The 22,171-nt window shown below is 28.7% G+C and carries 19 protein-coding genes; 3 read left to right on the forward strand and 16 right to left on the reverse strand.

Translation table 11 applies throughout. From position 1 onward, the window contains the following. The first annotated feature begins 124 nt into the window (after window positions 1-124). From Q0776_RS13625 to Q0776_RS13635, 3 genes are all read left to right on the forward strand, one after another. Window positions 125-1,921 (forward strand): glycoside hydrolase family 2 TIM barrel-domain containing protein, encoded by a 1,797-nt coding sequence (locus Q0776_RS13625; RefSeq protein WP_298369305.1) that lies wholly within the window; start codon window positions 125-127, stop codon window positions 1,919-1,921. A gap of 86 nt (window positions 1,922-2,007) precedes the next feature. Next, window positions 2,008-3,036: a glycoside hydrolase family protein gene (locus Q0776_RS13630; protein ID WP_298369308.1), complete on the forward strand. Its 1,029-nt coding sequence runs from the start codon at window positions 2,008-2,010 to the stop codon at window positions 3,034-3,036. A gap of 211 nt (window positions 3,037-3,247) precedes the next feature. After that, complete coding sequence (locus Q0776_RS13635) at window positions 3,248-4,462, forward strand: threonine/serine exporter family protein (RefSeq protein WP_298369310.1); 1,215 nt, start codon at window positions 3,248-3,250, stop codon at window positions 4,460-4,462. A gap of 14 nt (window positions 4,463-4,476) precedes the next feature. Here the strand turns inward: Q0776_RS13635 and Q0776_RS13640 are convergent, their stop codons facing one another. The 16 genes from Q0776_RS13640 to Q0776_RS13715 form a co-directional block, all read right to left on the reverse strand. Continuing rightward, the gene (locus tag Q0776_RS13640) at window positions 4,477-5,664 is read right to left on the reverse strand and encodes a serine hydrolase domain-containing protein (protein ID WP_298369313.1); all 1,188 of its coding nucleotides are present in this window, start codon (window positions 5,662-5,664) and stop codon (window positions 4,477-4,479) included. Between the two features lie 91 nt (window positions 5,665-5,755). Then, window positions 5,756-7,078 (reverse strand): hypothetical protein, encoded by a 1,323-nt coding sequence (locus Q0776_RS13645; protein ID WP_298369316.1) that lies wholly within the window; start codon window positions 7,076-7,078, stop codon window positions 5,756-5,758. 174 nt (window positions 7,079-7,252) lie between these two features. Then, window positions 7,253-9,577 (reverse strand): ATP-binding protein, encoded by a 2,325-nt coding sequence (locus Q0776_RS13650; protein ID WP_298369317.1) that lies wholly within the window; start codon window positions 9,575-9,577, stop codon window positions 7,253-7,255. A gap of 101 nt (window positions 9,578-9,678) precedes the next feature. Next, on the reverse strand, window positions 9,679-10,887 hold the full coding sequence (locus tag Q0776_RS13655; protein WP_298369319.1) for a C45 family peptidase: 1,209 nt from the start codon (window positions 10,885-10,887) through the stop codon (window positions 9,679-9,681). Between the two features lie 145 nt (window positions 10,888-11,032). After that, window positions 11,033-11,542, reverse strand: a complete 510-nt coding sequence (locus Q0776_RS13660) for a GNAT family N-acetyltransferase (protein ID WP_298369321.1) — start codon at window positions 11,540-11,542, stop codon at window positions 11,033-11,035. Between the two features lie 148 nt (window positions 11,543-11,690). Continuing rightward, on the reverse strand, window positions 11,691-13,100 hold the full coding sequence (locus Q0776_RS13665) for a glycosyl hydrolase family 28 protein (RefSeq protein ID WP_298369323.1): 1,410 nt from the start codon (window positions 13,098-13,100) through the stop codon (window positions 11,691-11,693). Between the two features lie 242 nt (window positions 13,101-13,342). After that, window positions 13,343-14,176 carry a DUF3667 domain-containing protein gene (locus Q0776_RS13670; RefSeq protein ID WP_298369325.1) on the reverse strand — a complete coding sequence of 278 codons (834 nt, stop codon included), beginning with the start codon at window positions 14,174-14,176 and terminating at the stop codon, window positions 13,343-13,345. A 167-nt stretch (window positions 14,177-14,343) separates the two neighbouring features. After that, window positions 14,344-15,324: a DUF6090 family protein gene (locus tag Q0776_RS13675; protein WP_298369327.1), complete on the reverse strand. Its 981-nt coding sequence runs from the start codon at window positions 15,322-15,324 to the stop codon at window positions 14,344-14,346. 241 nt (window positions 15,325-15,565) lie between these two features. Beyond that, on the reverse strand, window positions 15,566-16,027 hold the full coding sequence (locus Q0776_RS13680) for a hypothetical protein (RefSeq protein WP_298369330.1): 462 nt from the start codon (window positions 16,025-16,027) through the stop codon (window positions 15,566-15,568). A 32-nt stretch (window positions 16,028-16,059) separates the two neighbouring features. Then, entirely contained in the window at window positions 16,060-17,292 is a 1,233-nt protein-coding gene (locus tag Q0776_RS13685) for a S41 family peptidase (RefSeq protein WP_298369332.1), read from the reverse strand. Between the two features lie 232 nt (window positions 17,293-17,524). Then, window positions 17,525-18,592: a hypothetical protein gene (locus tag Q0776_RS13690; RefSeq protein ID WP_298369335.1), complete on the reverse strand. Its 1,068-nt coding sequence runs from the start codon at window positions 18,590-18,592 to the stop codon at window positions 17,525-17,527. A 165-nt stretch (window positions 18,593-18,757) separates the two neighbouring features. Next, window positions 18,758-19,201: a DUF6326 family protein gene (locus Q0776_RS13695; protein ID WP_298369337.1), complete on the reverse strand. Its 444-nt coding sequence runs from the start codon at window positions 19,199-19,201 to the stop codon at window positions 18,758-18,760. Window positions 19,202-19,412: 211 nt separating this feature from the next. Further along, window positions 19,413-20,327 (reverse strand): DUF5677 domain-containing protein, encoded by a 915-nt coding sequence (locus Q0776_RS13700; RefSeq protein ID WP_298369340.1) that lies wholly within the window; start codon window positions 20,325-20,327, stop codon window positions 19,413-19,415. Between the two features lie 198 nt (window positions 20,328-20,525). Beyond that, window positions 20,526-21,053 carry a hypothetical protein gene (locus Q0776_RS13705; RefSeq protein ID WP_298369342.1) on the reverse strand — a complete coding sequence of 176 codons (528 nt, stop codon included), beginning with the start codon at window positions 21,051-21,053 and terminating at the stop codon, window positions 20,526-20,528. Window positions 21,054-21,207: 154 nt separating this feature from the next. Then, on the reverse strand, window positions 21,208-21,861 hold the full coding sequence (locus Q0776_RS13710) for a hypothetical protein (protein ID WP_298369345.1): 654 nt from the start codon (window positions 21,859-21,861) through the stop codon (window positions 21,208-21,210). 173 nt (window positions 21,862-22,034) lie between these two features. Then, window positions 22,035-22,160 (reverse strand): hypothetical protein, encoded by a 126-nt coding sequence (locus Q0776_RS13715; RefSeq protein ID WP_298369347.1) that lies wholly within the window; start codon window positions 22,158-22,160, stop codon window positions 22,035-22,037. Window positions 22,161-22,171: the final 11 nt, after the last annotated feature.

Here is a 22,171-nt window from a genome sequence, read left to right on the forward strand (position 1 = left end):
TCTTATTTTAATATTGTAAATAGTTTTAATTATAATGTTTATGTTTTGTTTTAGAGTTTATATTGCTAATTTTATGGAATTAATTACATCAATTAAAACTAATTAAACAAAGAAATTTAGTTAAATGAAAAAAATATTTTTAGTGAGCATAACTGCTCTTTTTTCAACCGTACTTATGGCACAATCTTTTATGATGAATCCGTACGGAAGATCAGATGCACAACTATTAAATGGTAAATGGAATGCTATTATTGATCCTTATAGTAAGGGAGAACAGGCAAAATATTATCAAAACAAAAAACCACAATCAGATAAAGAATTTTTTGAATATTCTTTTGAAAATGGATTAAGATTGGATGTTCCTGGAGATTTTAATTCGCAAATTCCCGAATTGAAGTATTATGAAGGAGATATTTGGTATCAGCGTTATTTTTTAGCAAAGAAGAATAATGATAAACGTGCATTTATTTATTTTGCAGGTGTAAGCTACAAAGCAGATGTGTGGCTTAATGGTGAAAAAGTGGGTACCCACGAAGGTGGTTTTACACCTTTTCAGTTTGAGGTAGGTTCATTTTTAAAAGAAGGTAAGAACGATCTTGTTATTAGAGTAAACAATGGCAGAGAGAAAGATAGAATTCCAGCTATGAGATTTGATTGGTGGAACTACGGAGGAATTCTTCGAGATGTTTTCTTTATTGAAACTCCAAATGTTTACATAAGCGATTATAAAGTGCAGCTCAAAAAAAGTCATAAAAATGTAATCTCTGGTTATGTGCAATTAGAAGGAGCTACTTCTGCTCAACAAACTTTATTATCGATACCAGAATTAAAAGTAAAAAAAGAAATTACTACAGATGAAAAAGGCTTTGCTTCATTTGAAATAAAAGCTAAACCTCAATTATGGTCGCCCAATTCACCTAAAATGTATGCAACTACTTTGTCGGTTCAAAATAATAAAATTTCAGATGAAATTGGTTTTCGAAACATTGAGGTAAAAGGCACAGAAATATTATTAAATGGCAATTCAGTTTTTTTAAAAGGGGTAAATTTTCATGAAGAAATTCCTCAACGATTAGGGCGCGCATATTCTCAAGCCGATGCCGCAATGATATTAGAAGAAGTAATGGCTCTTGGCTGTAATTTTATACGTACAGCACATTACCCACAAAATGAGCATATTGTACGTTTGGCAGAAAAAAAAGGGCTAATGATTTGGGAAGAAATTCCATTGTGGCAAGGCATAGGTTTTAAAAACCCCGTGGTTTTAGATAAAGCTACTAATATGCTTAAAGAAATGATTTACCGAGATAAAAATCGTGCTGGTATTATTATTTGGAGTGTTGCTAATGAAACTCGCCCAAATAATTATAGAGACAAAGTTTTAACAGATTTAATTAATTTGGCACGCTCAATAGATAATACCCGTTTAGTGTCTGCAGCTTTTGATAATCCTAAATACGATCCAGAAACATCAACTTTCAATATTAAAGACGACATTTCAAAAATAGTTGATGTAATTGGGGTTAATAAATATATGGGATGGTATATGCCTTGGCCTATAGACCCTTCAAAAGTAAAATGGAATGTTGCTATTGACAAACCTTTTATTATGACCGAATTTGGTTGTGAATCTTTGTATGGGCAAAGTGGATCAAAAGAAGAAGCTCATTCTTGGAGCGAAGATTATCAAGAAGAATTATATCGCAAAAACTTAATTATGTTTAAAAACATTCCAAATTTAAGAGGAACCTCTCCTTGGGTACTTTTCGATTTTCGTTCTCCTTATAGAAATCACCCTTTAAATCAAAATGGATGGAACCGAAAAGGATTGGTTTCAGACAAAGGTCAAAGAAAAAAAGCTTGGCATATAATGAAGCATTATTATGAAGAAATTGATATGATAAATACTATAAAAAAATAGTATTCTCTTTAAAAATAAACACTTAAATGAATTTCTAGATTTGATAAAGAAGGATTAACTTTATACAATAAACAAGATTATATTTTATGAAAAAACTAACTATTTTATCTTTCATTTTTTTAAGTGTAAGCTTTTGTTTTGCACAAAAAAATAGTGAGCCACAAGAATCTTGGCTAACAAAAAGATTGGCAGATAAAGGAACATTAATTCTTCAAACAAAAGACAGTATTGTTTGGGGTTGTGCTCCAATTTATGACGAAAAAGGAAAGCTACATGTTTATTATTCTACTTGGGCGCAATCAGAAAATTGGCTTACACATAGTTCTATAGCCCACGCAGTTGCCGATCATCCAGAAGGGCCATATAAAAAATTAGGAGTTATTTTAAAGGGAAGAAAAGGAAAATGGGATGCAAATACCATTCACAATCCAAATATTCAAAAAGTTGATGGAAAATATGTAATGCTATACATAGGAAACGACACCATTAAACAAGATAATTGGAGAACTAGAGCAAAATCGGCAAACACGCAACGTGTTGGAATGGCAATTTCAGATTCTCCTAACGGGCCTTGGAAACGTTTTGATAAACCTGTTATTGAAGTTTCAAAAGATACAATGGCTTGGGATGGGTATTGTACAGTAAACCCTTCATTTATGAAACATCCTAATGGCGAATATTGGATTTATTACCGTTCTTGGGATAGACGAAATGACGACCGAAGAAAAACAGGAGTTGCAATATCAAAAAAATTGGAAGGCCCTTATATAAAATATGAAGGAAACCCAATTATCGATTTTCCAGAACGTGGTGGACAAACAGAGGATCCTTATATGTTTTATTATAAAAATAAGTTTCATTGTTTAATTAGAGATATGGGTAATTATGATTGGTATGGTGGCTTGTATTTAGAGTCGGAAGATGGATTACATTGGGGAGCTTATAAAAGAAGTCATTACAAGGGATCTCATTATTTTCCCGTTGATGAAAAAGCGAGATACGAGAGGGTTCAAATCCTTTGGAAAAATGACGAGCCAGAATATTTATTCAATGCTATTTTTGGTCCTATTCGAACGCATTCAGGAGCTGTACTAAAAGTAAATTTACCTAATTAATATTATTTTAATAGGTGTTAAACCTAAATTATTACACTTTTAATAATAATTACTTTTATATATTATTGAAATTTCACTTTTTAATGTAATCTATTTGGTATTCAGTATTTTATAAGTTAATTATTGTTCGTGTGTTTGAATTATAATCACTTTTTGTATTACTTATTTATGTAGCTTTGCCGCCTTTAAATTAAGTAGATATTTTCGGATTATGAAAGCTAGTAAAAAATACCAATTTATAATTCAATTGGGAAAAGCACTCCATACTTATGGGGTTCCTTCGTATAAAATTCAAACATATTTAACAAATGTTTCAAAAATACAAGGAATTAAAGGTAGTTTTATGGATTTACCTACGTGGATAAATTATGTTTTTTATGAAGAAAATGGAAAGCAAACATACAATCATATTGAATGTGTACCTCCTGGTAATTTAAATTTAGGGGCATTGTCTAGAGTTAGTGATTTAACACGTAAAGTAACCTCAAAAGAAATTAAAATTTCGGAAGTTGCTCCAGAATTAGATTTAATTCAAAAAGAAACAAAAAAAGTAAATCATTTTATATTAACATTATCATATGCTTTAGCATCGGGTGCATTTAGTTTAATGATTGGTACAAATTGGATTTCTTTAATGTTTGCCTTAGTTTTTGGGGCCTTGGTATATTTTTTCGTGTTTTTAGCTAGTAAATCATCCTATATAAGTACTGTTTTAGAGTCGTTGGCGTCATTTGTAGTTACAATATTAGCAGGTTTATTAGTATTGGTAATTCCCGAGTTTAATGTTGGTTTAACTGTTTTATCATCAATAATAATTTTTGTTCCAGGGCTAGCCTTAACAACAGCTTTAGAAGAAATAACCTCGAAAAGTTTGGTGTCTGGTTCTGCAAAACTGTTTGATGCTCTTATTTCATTATTTAAACAATTTTTTGGAGTTGTTTTGGGTGTGTCCTTGTTATCGGTTTTAATTAACATTCAATTAATAAATCATATTTCGAGTATTCCAAAATGGGTAATGTTAATTGCGGTTCCACTTTTTTCAATTAGTTTATTACCAATTTTTCAAGTTAGAAAAAAAGATATGTTATTGGGTGTTATAACTGGTATATCGGGGTTTTCTTTAACGGTATTATTTTCCTCTTTCGGAATATTAATAAGTACTTTTGTAGGAACAATTATAGTTGTAATTTTAAGTAATTTATTTAGTAGATTTTCAAATTCTCCAAAAACTGTATTTCTAACTCAAGGAATTATAATGTTAGTTCCTGGTAGTAAGTCTTTTATGGGATTGAGTAATGTATTTTTAAAATCTACTATTGTTAATGCTACAAATATTTACGAGCAGGTTGCATATATTTTAATGGGAATAATAGGAGGTTTATTGTTTGCAGGTGTTTTTAGAAGCACCAATTCAATAAATGAATAATGTAGCTTTATAAGTTAAACTTTAAAGTTTTCGGTAACAAGTTTTTTTATTTTATTATTTAAATAGGTCATAGAATTATAACCAGTATGTTCTAAAACAATAATTACTAAATCTTCCATTTTATATTGGGTAAGGGAAGTACTAAAACCATTCCATTTACCGTGATGATAAATAATGTTTTCATCTTTTGGATCTATTCTAAATCCAAACCCATAAGGAATTTTTTTACCCGAAATAGTTTCTCCTTTAGAGTACATTAAATCCAGCGATTCTTTTGATAAGAGTTTCCCATTATTAAGACCAAGCGTCCATTTAAATAAATCTTCAGAAGTGGTATAAACATTTTTATCACCCACAATTGCGTCATTAACAGTATTATTTATTTTTAAATGTCTCCAACCTCTGTACAATCTATAACCACTTAACTTATTTTTTATAATGCTGTCATTTTCAGTATTATAAACATACGAGTTTTTCATTTCCAAAGGATTAAAAATATTGTCTTCAATAAAATTACTAAAACTTTCACCTGTTACCTTTTCTATAATAGATGCTAATACAAAGTATCCTGTATTTGAATAATCAAATTTATAGCCAGGCTTATAAAAACGTTGAACATTACTTTTGGCTAATAAGGACATCATTTCACTATTTGAAGGAGCCTTTTTCTTGTTCCATAAATGATCTGATAACCAAAAATATTTTGGTAAACCAGCTGTATGATTTAATAGGTTTTTAATGGTTACATTTTCGTATGGAAAATCAGGGAAAAAGTGATTAACAGTATCCGTAAGTTTAATTTGTTTGCGTTCATAAAGAAGCATTATAGCTGCAGCTGTAAATTGTTTACTAACAGAAGCAAGTTGAAACACCGATGTTTTATTTATAGGTTTTTTCTTACTAAAATCGGCATAACCAATTTGGTTGCTGTATAATATTTTGTCGTTTTTGGCAACTAAAAGTGATCCGTGAAAATCATGTCGTTTATTAATGCGTTTTAACAGCGAATCTAATTTAAGTTGTACCTTTTTTGTATCGGTTTCTGAATATTTTTCAAGTTGTACTGGCTTTTTTTTTGTTTTTACTACAGAAACTTTAGATGAAATATTCTTGATATCAACATTTTCAGATTTTTCACTAAAAACAAAAACACTTATTAGGGCAATAAGCATTACTACTAAAAATTTAAAATATGCTTTCAATTTGAGGTTTTGGGGTTTTAGACCTTAAAAATAGCAATCATTTATTTATTGGCAATAAACATTTTATATTTTAACTAAATTTTTAAGTTTTTTAATTTGTACTTAATTCAATGGATTTTTTAATAGTACCATTGTATATAATTTCGAGTTGTGCTGTTACATGTCCAACTTTTCCAATATGTTCAATTTCAATTTCAAACTGTCCATTAGAGTCTACTAAAAAATGTTTGGATTTAGAATTGATTTTGTAATAGTTTTTGGCATTTCCAAACAAACTTATAGAGCTAATAAAACTACCTGTAGTTCCATTTTTATTTTGAATAGTAATAGTTTTGGAACTTCCTAATGGAATTTTTACATGTTTTGGAGTAATTAATTCTGAAGCAATTAATACTTCACCTTTAGGTTGGTCTTTATTGTAAACTTCCATGTTGTGTTGTTTTCCACCACCTCTTATAGGTGATCCTGCCGCCATATAAATTCCTTCACCAGATAAGATTGCCTGAGTACCGTGTCTTGGATAATGCATTGGTGCTTTATTTGACCAAATTTCGGTTTTTGGATTATAAGCTTCAACTATTTTAAATGCAGGTCCCGATTTTTCTCCTTCGCCACCCATTACATATAATTCATTTTTAAAGGCCATAATTCCCGGTGCTGCTCTTGGAGTTGGTAAATCATTTTTTAAAGTAGACCATTTCCCAGTTTTAAAATTATAGGTGTCTACTACACTAATTAAAGGTGCAAAAACACCACCTTCACCACCAGATTGTCTTCCTCCAACTGCATATAAAGTATGGTCAATAACTGCTGCATGAAAATGATCTCTTTGTTGAGATGCATTTTCTAAAACAGTCCAAGTATTATTTTTTGGGTTATACGAATCGAACCAATTTACATAACCGCCATTGTGTCCAATGGTATTTCCTCCAACTAAATAGAAGACATCGTTATATACAACCAAACCAGCACCTCCACGTCTTCGATCTTCAGGAATTTCAGGGCCTTGTATCCATTGATCTGTAGGAGGATGATATAACCAAATAGACTCTTCAGGGATTTCCTTTGGAAAACTATTGGTTTTAAATGCTCCAATTACCCAAACAAATCCTTTGTAAAATGTTGCCTGAAAATGATTGAATTCTTTCGGAGCTTTATTTGTCGCTTTTTTCCAAGAATTATTTTTAAAATCATAAAGTTCCAACGTTTGCGCAGATTCTCTTCCGCCAAATAAAATAAAAGCATCGCCGGCTTGTACAAATGAACATTCGTGTCTTGCAGTATAATTTTCATCTTCATCTTTATCAATCCATTTATCTAATTGGTTTTCGGTTATTTGACCGTTTAGAAATATTGGAGCTATTAACAATAGTAGGTTGCTAAGTGATTTTGTTGAAAAATAATTTTTATTCATAATTAAATTGAAAATGTTTTTGGTATTAAAATTTAGCAATAAATTAAATCTAAAGAGTTGTTTTTTAACATTTGTAACAATGCAAAGTTGGTTTTTTGTAGCACAGTTATTTGTATATTCTGTTAAAAGATATTCAATTTTATTTCACAAAATTTATTATATGTTTTCATTAAATCATTTAATAAAATAGGATTGAATTAATTTTAATAATTCATCTTTTCCTATTGGTTTTGAAATATAATTATTGCAACCTGCTTCAAGTGCTTTATCTTTGTCGCCAGTTAGTGCAAATGCGGTTTGTGCAAAAATAATCACATTTTTATTGAATTTACGAATTTCTTTAGTTGCTTGATATCCGTCCATTTTAGGCATTCGAATGTCCATAAGCACTAAATCAATATCTGGATGTTGGCGACATATATCTATAGCTTCTAAACCATTTTTAGCTTTAAATATTTCCTTGCTAAATTTTTTCAATTCTATTGAAATTAACATTTCTGAAGCTATATCATCCTCGGCAATTAAAATTTTTAAATTCAGATTATTTGGAACTATAATTGTTGCTTCATTTTCAGAATTCACAGTGCTTAAGTTTCCAATTTTATCAGTAGCAACTATATAATTGGGTAATGTAAAAAAGAAAGTAGAACCATTATCTCCCTCGCTCTCTACCCATATTTTACCACCTAACATTTCTACATATGCTTTAGAAATAGCTAATCCAAGGCCTGCACCTTGACGAGCCATTGTATCAATTATATCGGCCTGTACAAATCGATCAAATATGGCTTTTTGTCTATCTTTAGGAATTCCAATACCAGTATCTTTAACAAAAAATTCAATTTTATCTTCTTTCTTTTTGTATCCAAATTCTATTGTTCCGGTGTTGGTATATTTAATGGCATTTTTAACTAAATTAATAAGTATTCCATATAGTTTTTCGCTATCTGTTTTAATAATTGCTTGTTCTTCAGGTAATTCACAAGTAAAAGTTAGTTTAATTTTTTTATTATCTGCATCGAGTTTTAATGACTCATAAATAAATTGTAGTTGATTATTTATATTTGTCAAAGAAAGTTGAACTCCAACAGTACCAGATTCTATTTTGGAAATACTAACAATATCATTTATAACGTTAAGCATTCGGGCTCCACTTTTTTCTATAATTTGAATGTATTTTTGTTGTTGTTCTCCAGATAATTCTACCTCTTTTAATAGTCCGGCAAAACCTAAAATACCATTCATTGGTGTACGTATTTCGTGACTCATATTTGCAAGAAATGCAGATTTTAAGCGATTGCTTTCTTCGGCTTTTTCTTTTAATAAAATTTGCTCTTGCTGAATAAGTTTTATGCTAGTAATATCTGTAATTGTACCAACATATCCTATAATTTGGTTGTTTTCGTCTATTTCGGGAACGGCACGACCCAATACCCATTTAATAGATCCATCATTTAATAAAAACCTATATTGAGTTTCTGATGCTCTAGTTTCAATTGTTGCTTGTTCCCATTCTTTTTTAATTTTTTCAATATCGTCTGGATGAACTGCCTTCAACCATCCATTTCCTAGTGCTTCCTTATGCGATAAACCAGAAATTTCACTCCATCTAGGATTTACATAAGTTGTATAGCCGTCAATTTCTGTATGAAAAATTCCTACGGGAGATGCATTTGTAAGTGTTTGATATTTAATTTCTTTTAATTTAACTTCTTCAGAAGTTTTAATTACATCGAGTTTAGCTATTTCAAATTTTTGCTTGTAGGTTAATGGTTTAAACACATCATTTACTTTAATGTAGTTGTTTTTGAATTCTCGGGTATCGAAATATTTTAAATAAATATAAAAGATGATACTATAAAAGAATGCGAAAAACCCTTTTGAAATTAAACCCGATACCACAATAGTATTAAAATTATCGTAGTTCCAAAATGCCATAATTGAAAAGAATACAGTATCGAAACTTAAAACGATAAGCATAGTTAAACAAATTTGCAGAAATAAATTTTTTAGATATCTATATGCAAATTCATAAATGATAATAATTAATAAAGAATCGAAAAAAAGCGCAATTGTTCCAACTATTAAAACCCAAGCATTATTATCAAATAGATTTGTTGAAACATTAAAAGGATTAAAAGTAGATGATGCTTTAATATTCCAGCCAAAGGATTGTATAAGGATTGACATAACAATATTTGTAATCAATAACGCGTAAATTATTTTTCGAGTTTCACTAGCATCTTCTTTTATATAAATTATTAATACGGCAAAAAGTGTTGCGGTAAATAAAACCGAGGAACCAGGTGATACAAGAAAATTGTTAGCTATTTCTACATAAACGGTACTGGATAGAAACACTTGCATAAATTGAAATAATCCTAAACAAGCAAATAGTATTCCTATTCCAAGTTTTTTACGAAGATGGAAAAGCATTAGAATCAAAAATGAGACTAAAATACCTTGTGATAATAATATTCCTATTTGAAAATAATTCATTATTGAAATGTAATAAAAGTGTAAACTATAAACAAGAGATTTTTTTTAGTTTTTATAAGCATTGTAAAGCAATTTTTTAGCAATATTTGTAAGGTGGTTTTTTAATTAAAATCAATTTCAATATAATCAATTTCGTGAGGCTTTCCCGGAGCAATTATAAATTTTGGCTTATCAGAAAGTTTATAAATTACGCTTGCATATGTAGAATTATTACTTACTACATCTGCACTTCCATTATCCTTTGAACGAAGAACTTCTTTAATATCCTCAATTTCTATATGAGTTGTATTTTCAGTAAACCTTTGTTGAAACGATTTTATTCGTAGACATTCATTTAATCCATCTTCGATAGTTTTATTATTGGTTTTTAACTGTGCGAGATATTTTTTACTATAATCAGTATTGCTCATTGGATGGTTTGTGTGATATGTGAAAAAAGAATTTTTAAAAGGTCTATATTCGGCTACTTTATTTGCCGAACATTCCAAACTATAAACTTTTTCTGCACCTCCAATAATAAAATTTTGACCAGAAGCATGTTCAATTTTATTAATAAAATTCAACGCCTCTTCTTGAGTATTTTTGTCTAAAACACCTCTAACAATAAAAGTTACGGGCAATCCTGTTTTACGGTAATCTAATTGCATTAAAGTATTACAGTTAATTGATACTAATCTATTATTCATTCCTGTAATTCCAAGGTGACCAGGCATAGTAAGAACCATAGTTTCTTTATCCGAATTAGGTTCGCTAATCTTAAGTACTGTTTGGAAGCCATGATAAAATTGAGGAATATCCATATTTTGCGCTGTAATACTTGGTTTGTTATTACTTTTGTTTATTCCAATTGAACTGCAGTTGTGTGCTAAAATATCTTTTGTATTAAACCAATATTCGTCACCTAATTGAAACATAAAAATAGTTTCCAAATCAACTCCCGAACCTTTTGAAATTCCTTGTAATTCTTTCATTAGTTCAGGCATCCATTTATTAACGGAAGTTCTATAATCTGTATATTTTAAAAATTTTGCTATAAATTTATCAGGATCTTCTTTAGTTGTTTCTGCAATTTCTTGTTTAAATAAGTTTATTATTTCCTGTATTTCTTTCTTTAATACTTTGCCATGAGTTAATCCTCTTTCATAAGGTGTTCCGTTTAGTTTAAGATATCGAAGATTCCCATTTGCAAGCAACTCTAAATGTTCCGTTTTATTTTGTTTAATAAGAAGCTGCTCTTTTTGTTTTTCATTATTTAAGCATGACAAAAAAATGATGCATGTAAAAAGCAGTATTAATAGTTTGTTTTTCATAGTAGCATATTTTTTAATATTGGATACAGCGTTGCCGTATATTTTAAATTATAAATTTAAAAAATAGTTCCCAAACAAGTATAATTAGTGAGGTTTCAATTAAATATCTCATATACAGTTAATTAAGGCTGATTAGGGTTGAGCCTTAATTTATATTTTTTCTAAATATTAATCTAGTTCCTCTTTCTTCAGAAATAAATTCATCCACATATTCCATATTCAATTTTTCTAACACTTTTCGTGAGGCGATATTTTTTGGACTAACAGTTGCTATTAATTCAAACAAATTCATCTCGTTTTTTGCATATTCTAACCAGAAATTTCCAATTTCTGTTGCAAAACCTTTTCCCCAATTATTTTCATTCAGAATAAATCCAAACTCATAATTATCTTTGTTTAGATAATTAAATTTTAGCAAACCTGTAATTCCAATAAGTTTATCATTTAAATTGGAAGTTATACACCAGAGTCCAACTTTTTCGTTTTTAGACTTTATAAAATCTTCACTAAGTAATTTTTTAAATTCGTCATTTGTAAAAACCCTTCCTTTAAATACTGTTTTCATTACTTTTTGGTTTTTACAGAATAATTTTTCTAAATCTTTTTCATATTTAGAATTCAATATTTTAAATTTTAGTCTGTCTGTTTCCAACATATATTTTATTAAATTAAATGAAATCCAACAGTTTTGGATTTGCTTTTAAACCACTAATTTAACAAATAATAACCAAAAAGAAATTACATTAGAATTTTGTTAAGTAGGCGAGAACCAAGCATTAAAACATACCAGTTGTTGTAGCACGTTATTCTTTTTTACTAACATTTATAATCTCAATATCTTCAATTTTTCTCCCGTTATTTTTTAGAAAACTACTGTAAAAACCTGTCACATCATCTAAAACTATAGAAGGTCTTTCATCTTCATTTATTGTTATTAGATTAATATTCTCAAGGTGAAGTCCTGCAATATGACGAACAAAAATTCCAAACGCAGGTAAAGTTCCAATCGAATAAAATTCAGGGGAATGAACACCCATAACCTCAGATGTAAATTCCTTAACAGAATCAATTTTTGAAGCATCCTTTTTTGTTCCTCCACCAGAAACTATGAATCTAATGTTTTTAATAGATATATCCTCTATTTTATGATTAGGAAGTCCTGTAATAAAAATCGCTGAATTTTTATCACCTTTAGAATTATCAACTATTATATTATTAAAATAGAATCCATGCATTCGCTTAATAGGTTCTAGTTGGCCTTTTGGAGTATCTACACTCATTCGTTGTTGGCAAAATGTCATAAAAATTGGTCTAGGAACATTATCCATTACTAGGTTTGAAAAGGTCATGTTTTTCATTTCACCACCCTCGTTTTGTTGTATTTTTAAACCAGCATCTTCAATGTCTCTAAATGTACAATTACTGACAGTAACTGATTCAATATCACCTTTTGAAAGTAAACCAATTCTAATGCCTGCCCATTTAGATCGAAATATATTATTTGTTATAACAACATCTTTACAAGGCTTATCAGAGCGTGAAGTTTGAAGACAGATGCAGTCGTCACTGTTATCGAAGTTACTGTTTGATACCCTAACCCTGGTACAACCATCAAAATCCAATCCATCACCATTATAATTAACACGACTATAGATGTTAATTCCTGAAACCTCAATATTATCGCAGTATAAAAAAACAGAAGTCCAACTTGCTGGATTGATTAAATTAATATTGTTTAGGTGAATATTTTGGCATTCTAACATACGAATTAGCATTGGGCGACCTGCACCATGGGCAAAGTTTTCTAAATGTCCATTTCCATCTATTGTTCCAAATCCTACAATACTTATGTTTTTTGAGTTTTCAGCATATATGAAACAGCGGTCCATGTTTGTACTGTATTGATACATCATCTTATAAGTGTCCTGTGTGTAATCGTTATAATTTGGACTTCCCTGCAATGTTGTACCTCCCTCAATGTGTAATGAAACATTATCTTTTAGGTAAATAGTACCAGATACATAAATACCACCTCCATCAATTTTTACTGTTCCACCTCCTGATAAAGTACATTCGTCAATAGCTTGTTGAATTGCTTTTGTATTCAGTGTTTTTCCATCATTAATTGCATTGTAATCAGATATGTTGAAATCTTTGGCGTTGGTTGCAAATGATATGCTTAGTAATAGAATAATTGAATTAAATATCTTCATTATATGTTTATTAATTGTATTGTAGTTAAATAAACTGAGTTAATGTGCTACAACGGGTTAGAGCTTGAAAAGTTGCGGGTTTGAAACCGTACTTTTCCACTGTTTGTTTATTTGTTTAAATGTACTTAAATTTTCCTATTTACAAGAATTAAGCAATTTGCTATATGTGGTATTGTAAGCGGTTTTCTTTAAAATATTAATCTTGTATGTTTTTTTATTCATTACCTTCTTTCTCCTTTTTCTTATAAAGTTTTTTTAATCAACACAATTATAACTCCTATAACTATAGTTATAATGAACATTATAAGTAATATTCCTATTAGCTTTAATATCTTAACTAAAACTTGACCAAAACTTAAATTATTTAATTTTTTATACGTGTATGAATAATAAAAAAGCGGAAGTATGAAAATTCCTATTCCAAATATATTTATTCCAGATAAAAGACTAAATATAAAAACTAAAACACTCAAATATAAAAGAATTCCTTGTAAGTATGTATTGATTACTAAATGTTCTCCAAAATTATATGGTTTTCGAAAAACAAGGAATGAAAGTAAAGTATAAAAAGGCAAAAATAAGAACGATACTAAATTATAATACTTCAATTGAAATTTAAAAATAGCATTCTTAAACTCTTCTTGGTTTTTATATCCAAATATTTCTAATTCTTTGATGTTTTCAGGTTTATCAGATACTGAATTTTCAATTATTTCAGCTTGGTTTAAACCAATATTTGTAGACATTTTAATTAATTCATCAGAATATTGACCAAAAATAAATAATGATAGTGCAAGTCCAATCGCAAAAAATGTAAATGGATTTGTATATTTTTTTCTTGTTCCATTAATGTATTCTTTTATAACTATTTGAGGTTTGTATAATAAAAATCTTAACGTGACGAAAATGTTACTGTCCCATCCTAATGACACAGTTAAACTAGAGAATAGGCTTTTTAGAGTAATTCTTTCTCGAACAATTTTAGCTCCACATTTTTTACAAAAATCATCTTTTAGATTAATCTCTAAATAGCAATTTTTACAATTCATTTCTTCTCCTTCTAAATTCTTTTCCAATGGCTTACGGTTTTTTTTATAAGATTTGTGCGACTGGAAAATCGGAGATTTTTCGGTTGAAGCAAATCGGTTTGTTAGAATGTTTGTCGTTAATATTTAGTTTAAAAGTAAGCTTAAATTTTATACATCTTAAGTTAGCCTTTCGTTATTAATTTCTTATAATTAGTTTAAAGTTTATTTAAGTGAGCTACCATTCCATTTTTCATAATAAATAAAGAAGTAATTTCATTTAAACTATCTCTTACAAACTCTCCTTTAAGGTAAATATCAGTCTGACCAAATATCTTATCTGTTGTTTCAAAATAGAAATAATCCATATCTTCAAAATCTTCATCCATAACGCCTACTATATCATTGTTTTGTATCTGAATTTTGTAGGTTAAATCAGGAATAGGACCTTCATAACCTTCAATCTTAATAACCTTATAAGTACCAACATACTCATTTAGTTGTGCTGTGGTTAGATTAACTAAATTATGAGGTATAAAATCGGGAAGCGGTTCATTACTTTCAACAAGTGTGTTAATTTGTTTGTATGCATTAATTGCGTTTTCTCTAAATAGCGTAACATTATATGCCAAGTGTACCCAGCCGGCATTTTGGTATAGATATACATCATTTTTATAATAAGGGTCATTCAGGAAAAAATCAATCATCTCATCTTCTAGTTGATACCGATCTAATCTGTAATACCAATCTTTACTTTTGGCTAACTCGTCCCTCACTCTATCTGTAATAAAGTCCATGCGATTATCGAACTTATCTATTTCGTATTTGTTATAAATATAGATCTCGTTTAATGGCTCAATAACTGCTTTTAGTTTTTTGGGAACATTATCAACATTTTCTATGACGTTAGCATATCCATTTGTGTGAATTTTCATGTGAAAAGCGTTCATAATAGCATATCTTAAAGCATATTGATCATCATTTTTATAATCATTAAAGGTTAGTTTATCTGTCTGTATTAAGTTGATGATTGAATCTTTTGTTTTATAATAGGCAACTAGTTCGTCCGATTTTTGAATGTCTAGTCCTAAATCATGTTGTACTTCCTTTAAAATAGAAACAATTTTATTTTCGGTTTTACGCTGTTCGTTTTTATTATTTATTTGAAGCGCGATAAGAATACCAATAATAACAAGCACAATCTCGCCTATAGCATACAGTAAATACTTGCTAAATTTATTTTCTGATAGTAGGTTTTTGCGAATTTTTCTAAAGAATTTTATCATTGGTTAGCGGTTTCTGATAATGTTGCCTAACGTGTTTGTGTTATGAAAAGTTGCTTTCTAAAAGTGGCTATTTTCCGAAGGAAAATAGATGGAGATTAGTAAAGCATTAACTTTTGGTTAAGCTAAAAATAAGCATTTTTTTATATATGGTGCTTTACATAGTTTTTATCTTTCTTTTAATCAACTTGTCTATTCGTCTTTTATTTTCCTGTTGTAAAAGTGAAGGATATAAGTTCATTAATATATTAGGAATCATTATTATCAATCCAAATAAATAGTTATGAGAAATGCTCTTGTATAAGGCAATAACAGTTACAAATATAAATCCGATTAAATGGCTTATTTCTGCAATTGTCATTTCTTTGCGTATTTCACTCAATTCTACATTTTTATCTTTTAAGGTTATTTTTCCGTTAAAAAATTTAAAAAAGGTGTTTTTGACAATCCATTTGAACTGCTCAATTCCAATATATTTATTAAAATTTTTGTTCGTAACAAAGTTCAAGTTAGACAGTTTTTTATAATACTCAGTTTTTAAAAGAATACTATTCAAAATCATTCCAACTAACCAAGAGATAAAAGATATTGATATTCCGAATGTTAAATATTTAATCATTAAGTTGTTTTTTAAATTATAGCAATGGGATTTTACTCTGTTAATTTGTTAATTAGTTTAATTCCTTTTTCCAAAGTTTCATCTTTTTCAGTTGCAGTTTGTTTTACATAATTCGTTGGAATATATTTTTCTCTTATTGTTCCATTTATGTGATACAATTTAGCAGTTGAAAGTTTGTATCCATATTTTTGATGTAAGAAACTAAAATCATAAACTTCTCCGGCTAATCTTCTCATTTCAGAACCAACGATTTCCGCTCTTCCCATTCCTTCAAAACCAATTGCAAGTCCTTCTCCCATACTTCCTGTCCAACGACCAACTAAAATTATAACAGGTTTTTCATATTGTTCCAAACGAGGAATAACAAATTCTACCCAACTTCTTTTAATATTTGGATTGTTTTCTGATTTCTCGATGAAGGAGTGTTTTTGATAAGGTTTGGGATCTTTTATAAATCTACTCATAATTCCACGAGCTTCATATGAGTCTCCACCAAATATTGTATTTCTTAAATCTATAATAAGACCTTTTGTATTTAATAATTCATTTAATGTTTTGTCAAATTCACTTACTAAATTATCATTTCCAAGCGAGTTGTTTATTTTTATTATTCCAATTTTATTAATCGTTTTAGAAGATAAAAGACTGTTATTTTCTTTTAGCTTGATATTATCTAAATTATATTCAATTTCTTTTTTGTTGGGTAATTTTAAACTCAATATTCTTGGTTCGTTGTATCGACCTGCTAAAATTTTATTAGCAATCCATTCTCTAGTTTCAGGAAGACTTTTATCATTACAGTGCGTTGGAAAATCCTTAATGACTTGTTCAAATTCAATTCCGTTAAATTTTATGATTTCAGCTCCGATTATATTTTGATTGGAACTTTCTATTTGCGTTTGCCATATGTTTGTTACAATTAACTTTCCATTTTTTATTGTGGTGTAAATTGGTGCAAAAAGACGAAAAGAAGAATTTGTATTCGTTTTTAAAGTAAGGTGATTATCATAAAATTCGTTCAGTAAATACTCAAAAAACAATACTGTTTCTTCTTCTGTTTTTATGTTTGGAATTTGTTTTTCGTAGTATTCTTGTACACAATTTAAATCTACATTTTTTTCTTGTAGGTAAACATAGTTGTGTGATATGTCAGTTATAATTTTATTTAAATCTTCTTTAATTTTGTTGTGGTCAATTTTGCTTTCTTGTGAGTTTGCATAAGTTAAATTAAAAAGGAAAATAGATGCTAAAATGAAGTTTTTCATAAATAATACAGCTGTTGTTTCAAATTATTAGTTGTTAATTTTCTTGTTTTGTTACAATGTCTGTTTATTCAATTTGCGTAGAACGGGCTTATTCAATATTTAGTTGCGGGGTTAAATTATAAAATTAGTAAATAATTCCTAAGCAAAGAAAGTCCGTATGGACTGTCGTAAGTAGGCGAGAAGCCAGCAATAAATTTTGTACGTTGTTGTAAAACGTAATTTTTAATAAATTTTAATCCTTGAACAACATTTTAAATCCTTCTTTTAAAAGTTCGGCATATTTTCCGTGTTCAATTTTTACATTTACTACTTCAGCGTTTTTTGATTTGAGAAATGCTATTTCTTTTTCTGTTAATTTGCCAACGCTTTGGTCTATTTCACTATAAATGTAGTTGACATTTGACAGGTCGGTGTCTTTCAGCAACTCAGTATATTTCTCATCTCTACTCAATGCAGAAGCTATTTTTCTCATATTTACCGTATAAATATTGTCTGACTTTTCACCTATGATAGGCGTTATAGCATCCTCTTCAAATTGTGCTTTTAGGCCTTTAGAATAAGCATTGCTTATTTCTTGTGTCATATCCAGTCTGCCTACCATCAACAAATATCCATCAGCTATATTCTTATAGTCAACAATGGATTTTAGACCAACAAAAGAACCATAAGACCCACCAACAACGTAAACTTTTTTATTTTGTGATTTAAAGTAACTTATGAGCTCATGGAGCGTTTTAGCCGTTTCAGCATTATACTTTTTTGCTTGTTCCCAAGTTATTTCTTCAATTTCTGTTTCTTCGGGATACATTGTTTGTGATTCACGCATATTTATTAAAAAATAATTGTTCTCATCAATTCCGCCTGAAATATTCATCAAAGCTTCGAACCCATAGGTGGTAAGATAATTTACAGGTCCACCTTGTAAATAGATGATTACCTTATTGCTATTCGGGTTTCCGAATGAATAGCCTGACTTTATTAATGATTCAGGTATGTTTTCATATTCTATCTTTATGTCTTCGTTTTTCGTTAGGTTCTTAACAACTAAAGCTTTGTAATTTCCTTTTTTGTCAACGTACATTAAGGGTTTTAACTTATTTTTCATAATTAACGGCAATACTTCTTTAAAGTTTGCTTTTGTGCCATCTTCATAGAATACTGGCTTAAAATCTGCTGGTGGCTGTTTTTTCGCAAGTTCTTGTATGGGAAGCAGTTTTAGACTGTCAGGTATGAAAGCATATTCTTGACCTTGTACAACAAGGCTTATTAATATGCTTGTAATTAGAATTAGTTTTTTCATTTTGTTCTGCTTTGCGTTTGGTTGATTATTTTTTACAACGTGTTTGTAAATCAGTTGTTTAAATATAATATTTTTATTTTAAGGATACTATTAGCATGAATTATACAGGTTGTTGGCAATTGGGTTTAAGTCTTACTCTTTTCTTAATTTGTTCAAATTTTTTCCTTAAAGTATTGATTTTTCTTTAGGCCATTTCCAAGCATACCAAACAATTAATGCAGTAATAATACTTTCTAAAAATGCTAAAAACACATAGAAACCATACCATTCAGTATTTGAATTGAAGCCAATGAATAACATCATTATTGTAAACAATATTCCAAATACAATATTAAGAACACGATTTGTTTTTGGTTTGAGGATAATTGAAAGTGCCACCATTACTGATGAAGTTGCTAAAATCATTGAGGCTATTAATAATTTGGTGGGACTATCTAAAATATTTTCGCCTGTAAGTAAACTGTTTATTTTTCCTGGTGTGTAGAGTTCAAAATAATCCCCATATAAATAGCAGAAAGTTGCTGAAGCCCATAAAGAAGCAAGTTTAATTTTGATATTCACTTTCGGGTTTTCTAACATATCTTTTAAAGTTTTATAATTTAAGTCCATTTGTATTTATAAAGACGTAAAATCTTTTTAAATGGTTGCCTGAATACTAAAGTTAGTTCGATTTTCAGCTTGTTGCTAAGGGGTTAGGCTATGGGAAGTTGTGTGTATAAGTCACTAATTTAGCAAATAAAAACCGAATAGGAAATCCGCTAGGATTTTCGTAAATCGGCTAGAACTAGCAATAAACTATATGCGGTGTTACCCACTGGCTTTACTCCGCGTAATTAAATTTGGTTTCTAAATCCGTTTTTTCAAATTCAGGAATGTAATTTAAATACCAATTGTCAAATTCCTTTTGTTTTTCTGGTAATCTCATTCTAATAAATTCTCGATAGACATCAATTAATAGATTTATTCCATTATAAAATACTTCCTTACATTCTTTAAAATTACGAATTTGTAGAATATCAGCTTTATCGTTTCCTGCAATTGTAAATCCACTCATTACGCTATTTGGATGAACATTTTCAGAGTATTTTCTGTATTGAAATTCGTAAAGAATTGTGTTATTGAGATATAAACAAAGATTTTCAAAATTATTTGGTCCATCGTATAATGAATACCAATTCGGATTATTATTTCGTTTTTTATTTTTGTTATAAGTCCGTTGGAATTCAACATTCACTTCTTTGTAAATGTTTTCAAGTAATAAGCTTTCTTTGGCTTCAATCACTTTCTTTATTTCTATCGGGTTACAATGATTTTCTAATTCAAAATGTGGTTCTTGTTTAATGAATTTTGAAACGAAACTTTTAGAAATTTCTTCTTCTTTTATAAACTGCTTGTAATATTTAATTTCTTTATTTAGTCGACAAATAAGAAATGAATGAGAGCGTAATTCCTCGTCTTTCTCAATCATATAGAGTAAGCTAAAAGTACTTTCCATTAAAGAACGAACCAAGATTTTAGCTGGGTCAATTGATGACTTCTCAATTAATAAAGAAATCGCATCTCCTAATTCAATACTATTTCTTAAAAAGACAGAAGGAACATTTTTGTCTCTTCCATTTCTTTTTTTCTCAATGTCCCATTTTAAAATATGAGTACCAAAATTCACAACTTTTCTCAAGTTGTCAGAAAGATTTTTAAGAATTAAATTCAATTCCTTGTTTTCTTCTTGTGGCAATATTTCTTCTATTGGCTCGATGTTCGTTTAGCTTGTGGGTAACGATTTAGAGTATGAAAAGTAGCGTAAAAACAACAGCAAATTTCAGATTAGTAAGTAGATTCAAAAGCACAAAATTGTACAAATGGCTTGGCAAAATAAAGCTATTTTTTATACGCAGTGTTGCCCACAGTAATTTTCCGTTAGAATACATCTTTCCTATTTTTTGTCTATTATTAACGTTGTATCTTTTTTCGATTGTTTTATATACTGAATTTCTAGCTGATTATTTCGACTATCATATCTTATAGAATCAATCTTTTTCTCAAGGTTTAAATAGTCTTTATTTTCTGAATTTTTGTAACTAAAAAAGGAAATAACTATCGCAATAGCACTCATAGATAACGCTAAAATATTAGATGTTTTTTTGAATTTATCATTCTTATACTTATTCGCTAATTCAACTCCTTTTGGCGTTATCTTTATTATTGATGATATATCTTTTCTTTCAACTATTTTTCCTGCAACTTTAAAAATCCAAATACCATTTTGAGAATCAGGCATTTTCTCAATATAATTTTCAGACTCCATAAAATCTAAAAGTCTTTTCATTTTCACTCTTCCTTCTAATTCTTTTCCATCCTCAAAATTATCAAGTAGAAATTCTCGTATCTGAACAAATCCGAATCCTCCATCTTTTTTAATTAAGTATTTCAAAAGTTTAATATGAAGTTCTTCTCTTTCCATAGTATTCGTATTGTGGGCAACGTGTTTGTATAACCAAAGTTGCGGTTAAAGTGTTACAATTTTTCTTTGTTAAAATTAATAAATTTAAAGTTTAGAAACATTCTATTTTATTGAATTTAGCAATTTTGGTTATACGGTGTTGGCTTTAGTTTTTTTATTTCGTTTTTCGGTATATAACAATCAATATTATAGTATGAATAATGGAGTTCAAGATGTAATTAAAAATTGGGTTTTTTAAAATCACAGGAATTTGGTATGATATCCAAGTTATAATGTTTGCAAGAATAAATAAAATAATCATTCCAGCAATTAATCCAGCTAAATCTTGACCTTTTCTATGTTTTTTATGAGTAATCGGTAAAAATATCAATGAAACAAAAACAATAACTAGTAAATAACTAGAAGAAAACAACATCCAAAAATATGAACGTATGGGTTTATTTATTATAGTAACAGCATTATTATTTACGGAATTTATAACTTTAGGTTTTTCTGTTCTTTCAAATATCCTAAAGTCTTTAATTGAAATTTTTCGTAAATATTCCGAGTAATGAGTTCTGCTTAGTATTCTTTGCTCAATATCATTTAATTCAATCATTTTAATTGAATCACTTGAATAAATGTTCTTTAAATCATTTACACCATTAAGTTGTTCAATCTTATTATTTAAATAAAAATTATATGTAAAATCAAAATGATATTCAATTATAAAAATAACAAATAAAAAAATTATTAAATAAGATAATTTATGACTCAATGTCTTTGAATTATCGTAAAACAGACCAAATAATTTATTTAAAATATCCATTTATGTTATTCTCAAAATTAAAGCCAACTCGTTATATATTTATACATTATACGCTTATCCCTAATAAATGTCGGGATAAGGTAACTAATGTATATTGTTTTTAAATTTTTTTAATAGCCTAGCAATAATCAAATATATAAATAAACTTTTATAGAAGTACACGTATTTTTCCCTTAATTTTTGTTAGTAGCATATTTAATAATATAATTTGTATGCTTGCTTTGTAATAAAAATTCTCTAATAAATGTTTTTCTAAAATCTTTAGCAGTTGGAATTAAAGATAAAGTTTTTGTATCCATTTTAATAAAGC

Source organism: uncultured Lutibacter sp. (genome assembly GCF_947495725.1).
Lineage (GTDB): Bacteria > Bacteroidota > Bacteroidia > Flavobacteriales > Flavobacteriaceae > Lutibacter.

Bases quoted from the DNA above. Each gene is read 5' to 3' on its own strand.
- Q0776_RS13630 (WP_298369308.1), top strand. From the start codon at position 2,008: ATGAAAAAACTAACTATTTTATCTTTCATTTTTTTAAGTGTAAGCTTT.
- Q0776_RS13710 (WP_298369345.1), bottom strand. From the start codon at position 21,861: ATGGATATTTTAAATAAATTATTTGGTCTGTTTTACGATAATTCAAAG.
- Q0776_RS13625 (WP_298369305.1), top strand. From the start codon at position 125: ATGAAAAAAATATTTTTAGTGAGCATAACTGCTCTTTTTTCAACCGTA.
- Q0776_RS13695 (WP_298369337.1), bottom strand. From the start codon at position 19,201: ATGGACTTAAATTATAAAACTTTAAAAGATATGTTAGAAAACCCGAAA.
- Q0776_RS13705 (WP_298369342.1), bottom strand. From the start codon at position 21,053: ATGGAAAGAGAAGAACTTCATATTAAACTTTTGAAATACTTAATTAAA.
- Q0776_RS13660 (WP_298369321.1), bottom strand. From the start codon at position 11,542: ATGTTGGAAACAGACAGACTAAAATTTAAAATATTGAATTCTAAATAT.
- Q0776_RS13635 (WP_298369310.1), top strand. From the start codon at position 3,248: ATGAAAGCTAGTAAAAAATACCAATTTATAATTCAATTGGGAAAAGCA.
- Q0776_RS13690 (WP_298369335.1), bottom strand. From the start codon at position 18,592: ATGAAAAAACTAATTCTAATTACAAGCATATTAATAAGCCTTGTTGTA.
- Q0776_RS13655 (WP_298369319.1), bottom strand. From the start codon at position 10,887: ATGAAAAACAAACTATTAATACTGCTTTTTACATGCATCATTTTTTTG.
- Q0776_RS13715 (WP_298369347.1), bottom strand. From the start codon at position 22,160: ATGGATACAAAAACTTTATCTTTAATTCCAACTGCTAAAGATTTTAGA.
- Q0776_RS13645 (WP_298369316.1), bottom strand. From the start codon at position 7,078: ATGAATAAAAATTATTTTTCAACAAAATCACTTAGCAACCTACTATTG.
- Q0776_RS13650 (WP_298369317.1), bottom strand. From the start codon at position 9,577: ATGAATTATTTTCAAATAGGAATATTATTATCACAAGGTATTTTAGTC.
- Q0776_RS13680 (WP_298369330.1), bottom strand. From the start codon at position 16,027: ATGATTAAATATTTAACATTCGGAATATCAATATCTTTTATCTCTTGG.
- Q0776_RS13665 (WP_298369323.1), bottom strand. From the start codon at position 13,100: ATGAAGATATTTAATTCAATTATTCTATTACTAAGCATATCATTTGCA.
- Q0776_RS13685 (WP_298369332.1), bottom strand. From the start codon at position 17,292: ATGAAAAACTTCATTTTAGCATCTATTTTCCTTTTTAATTTAACTTAT.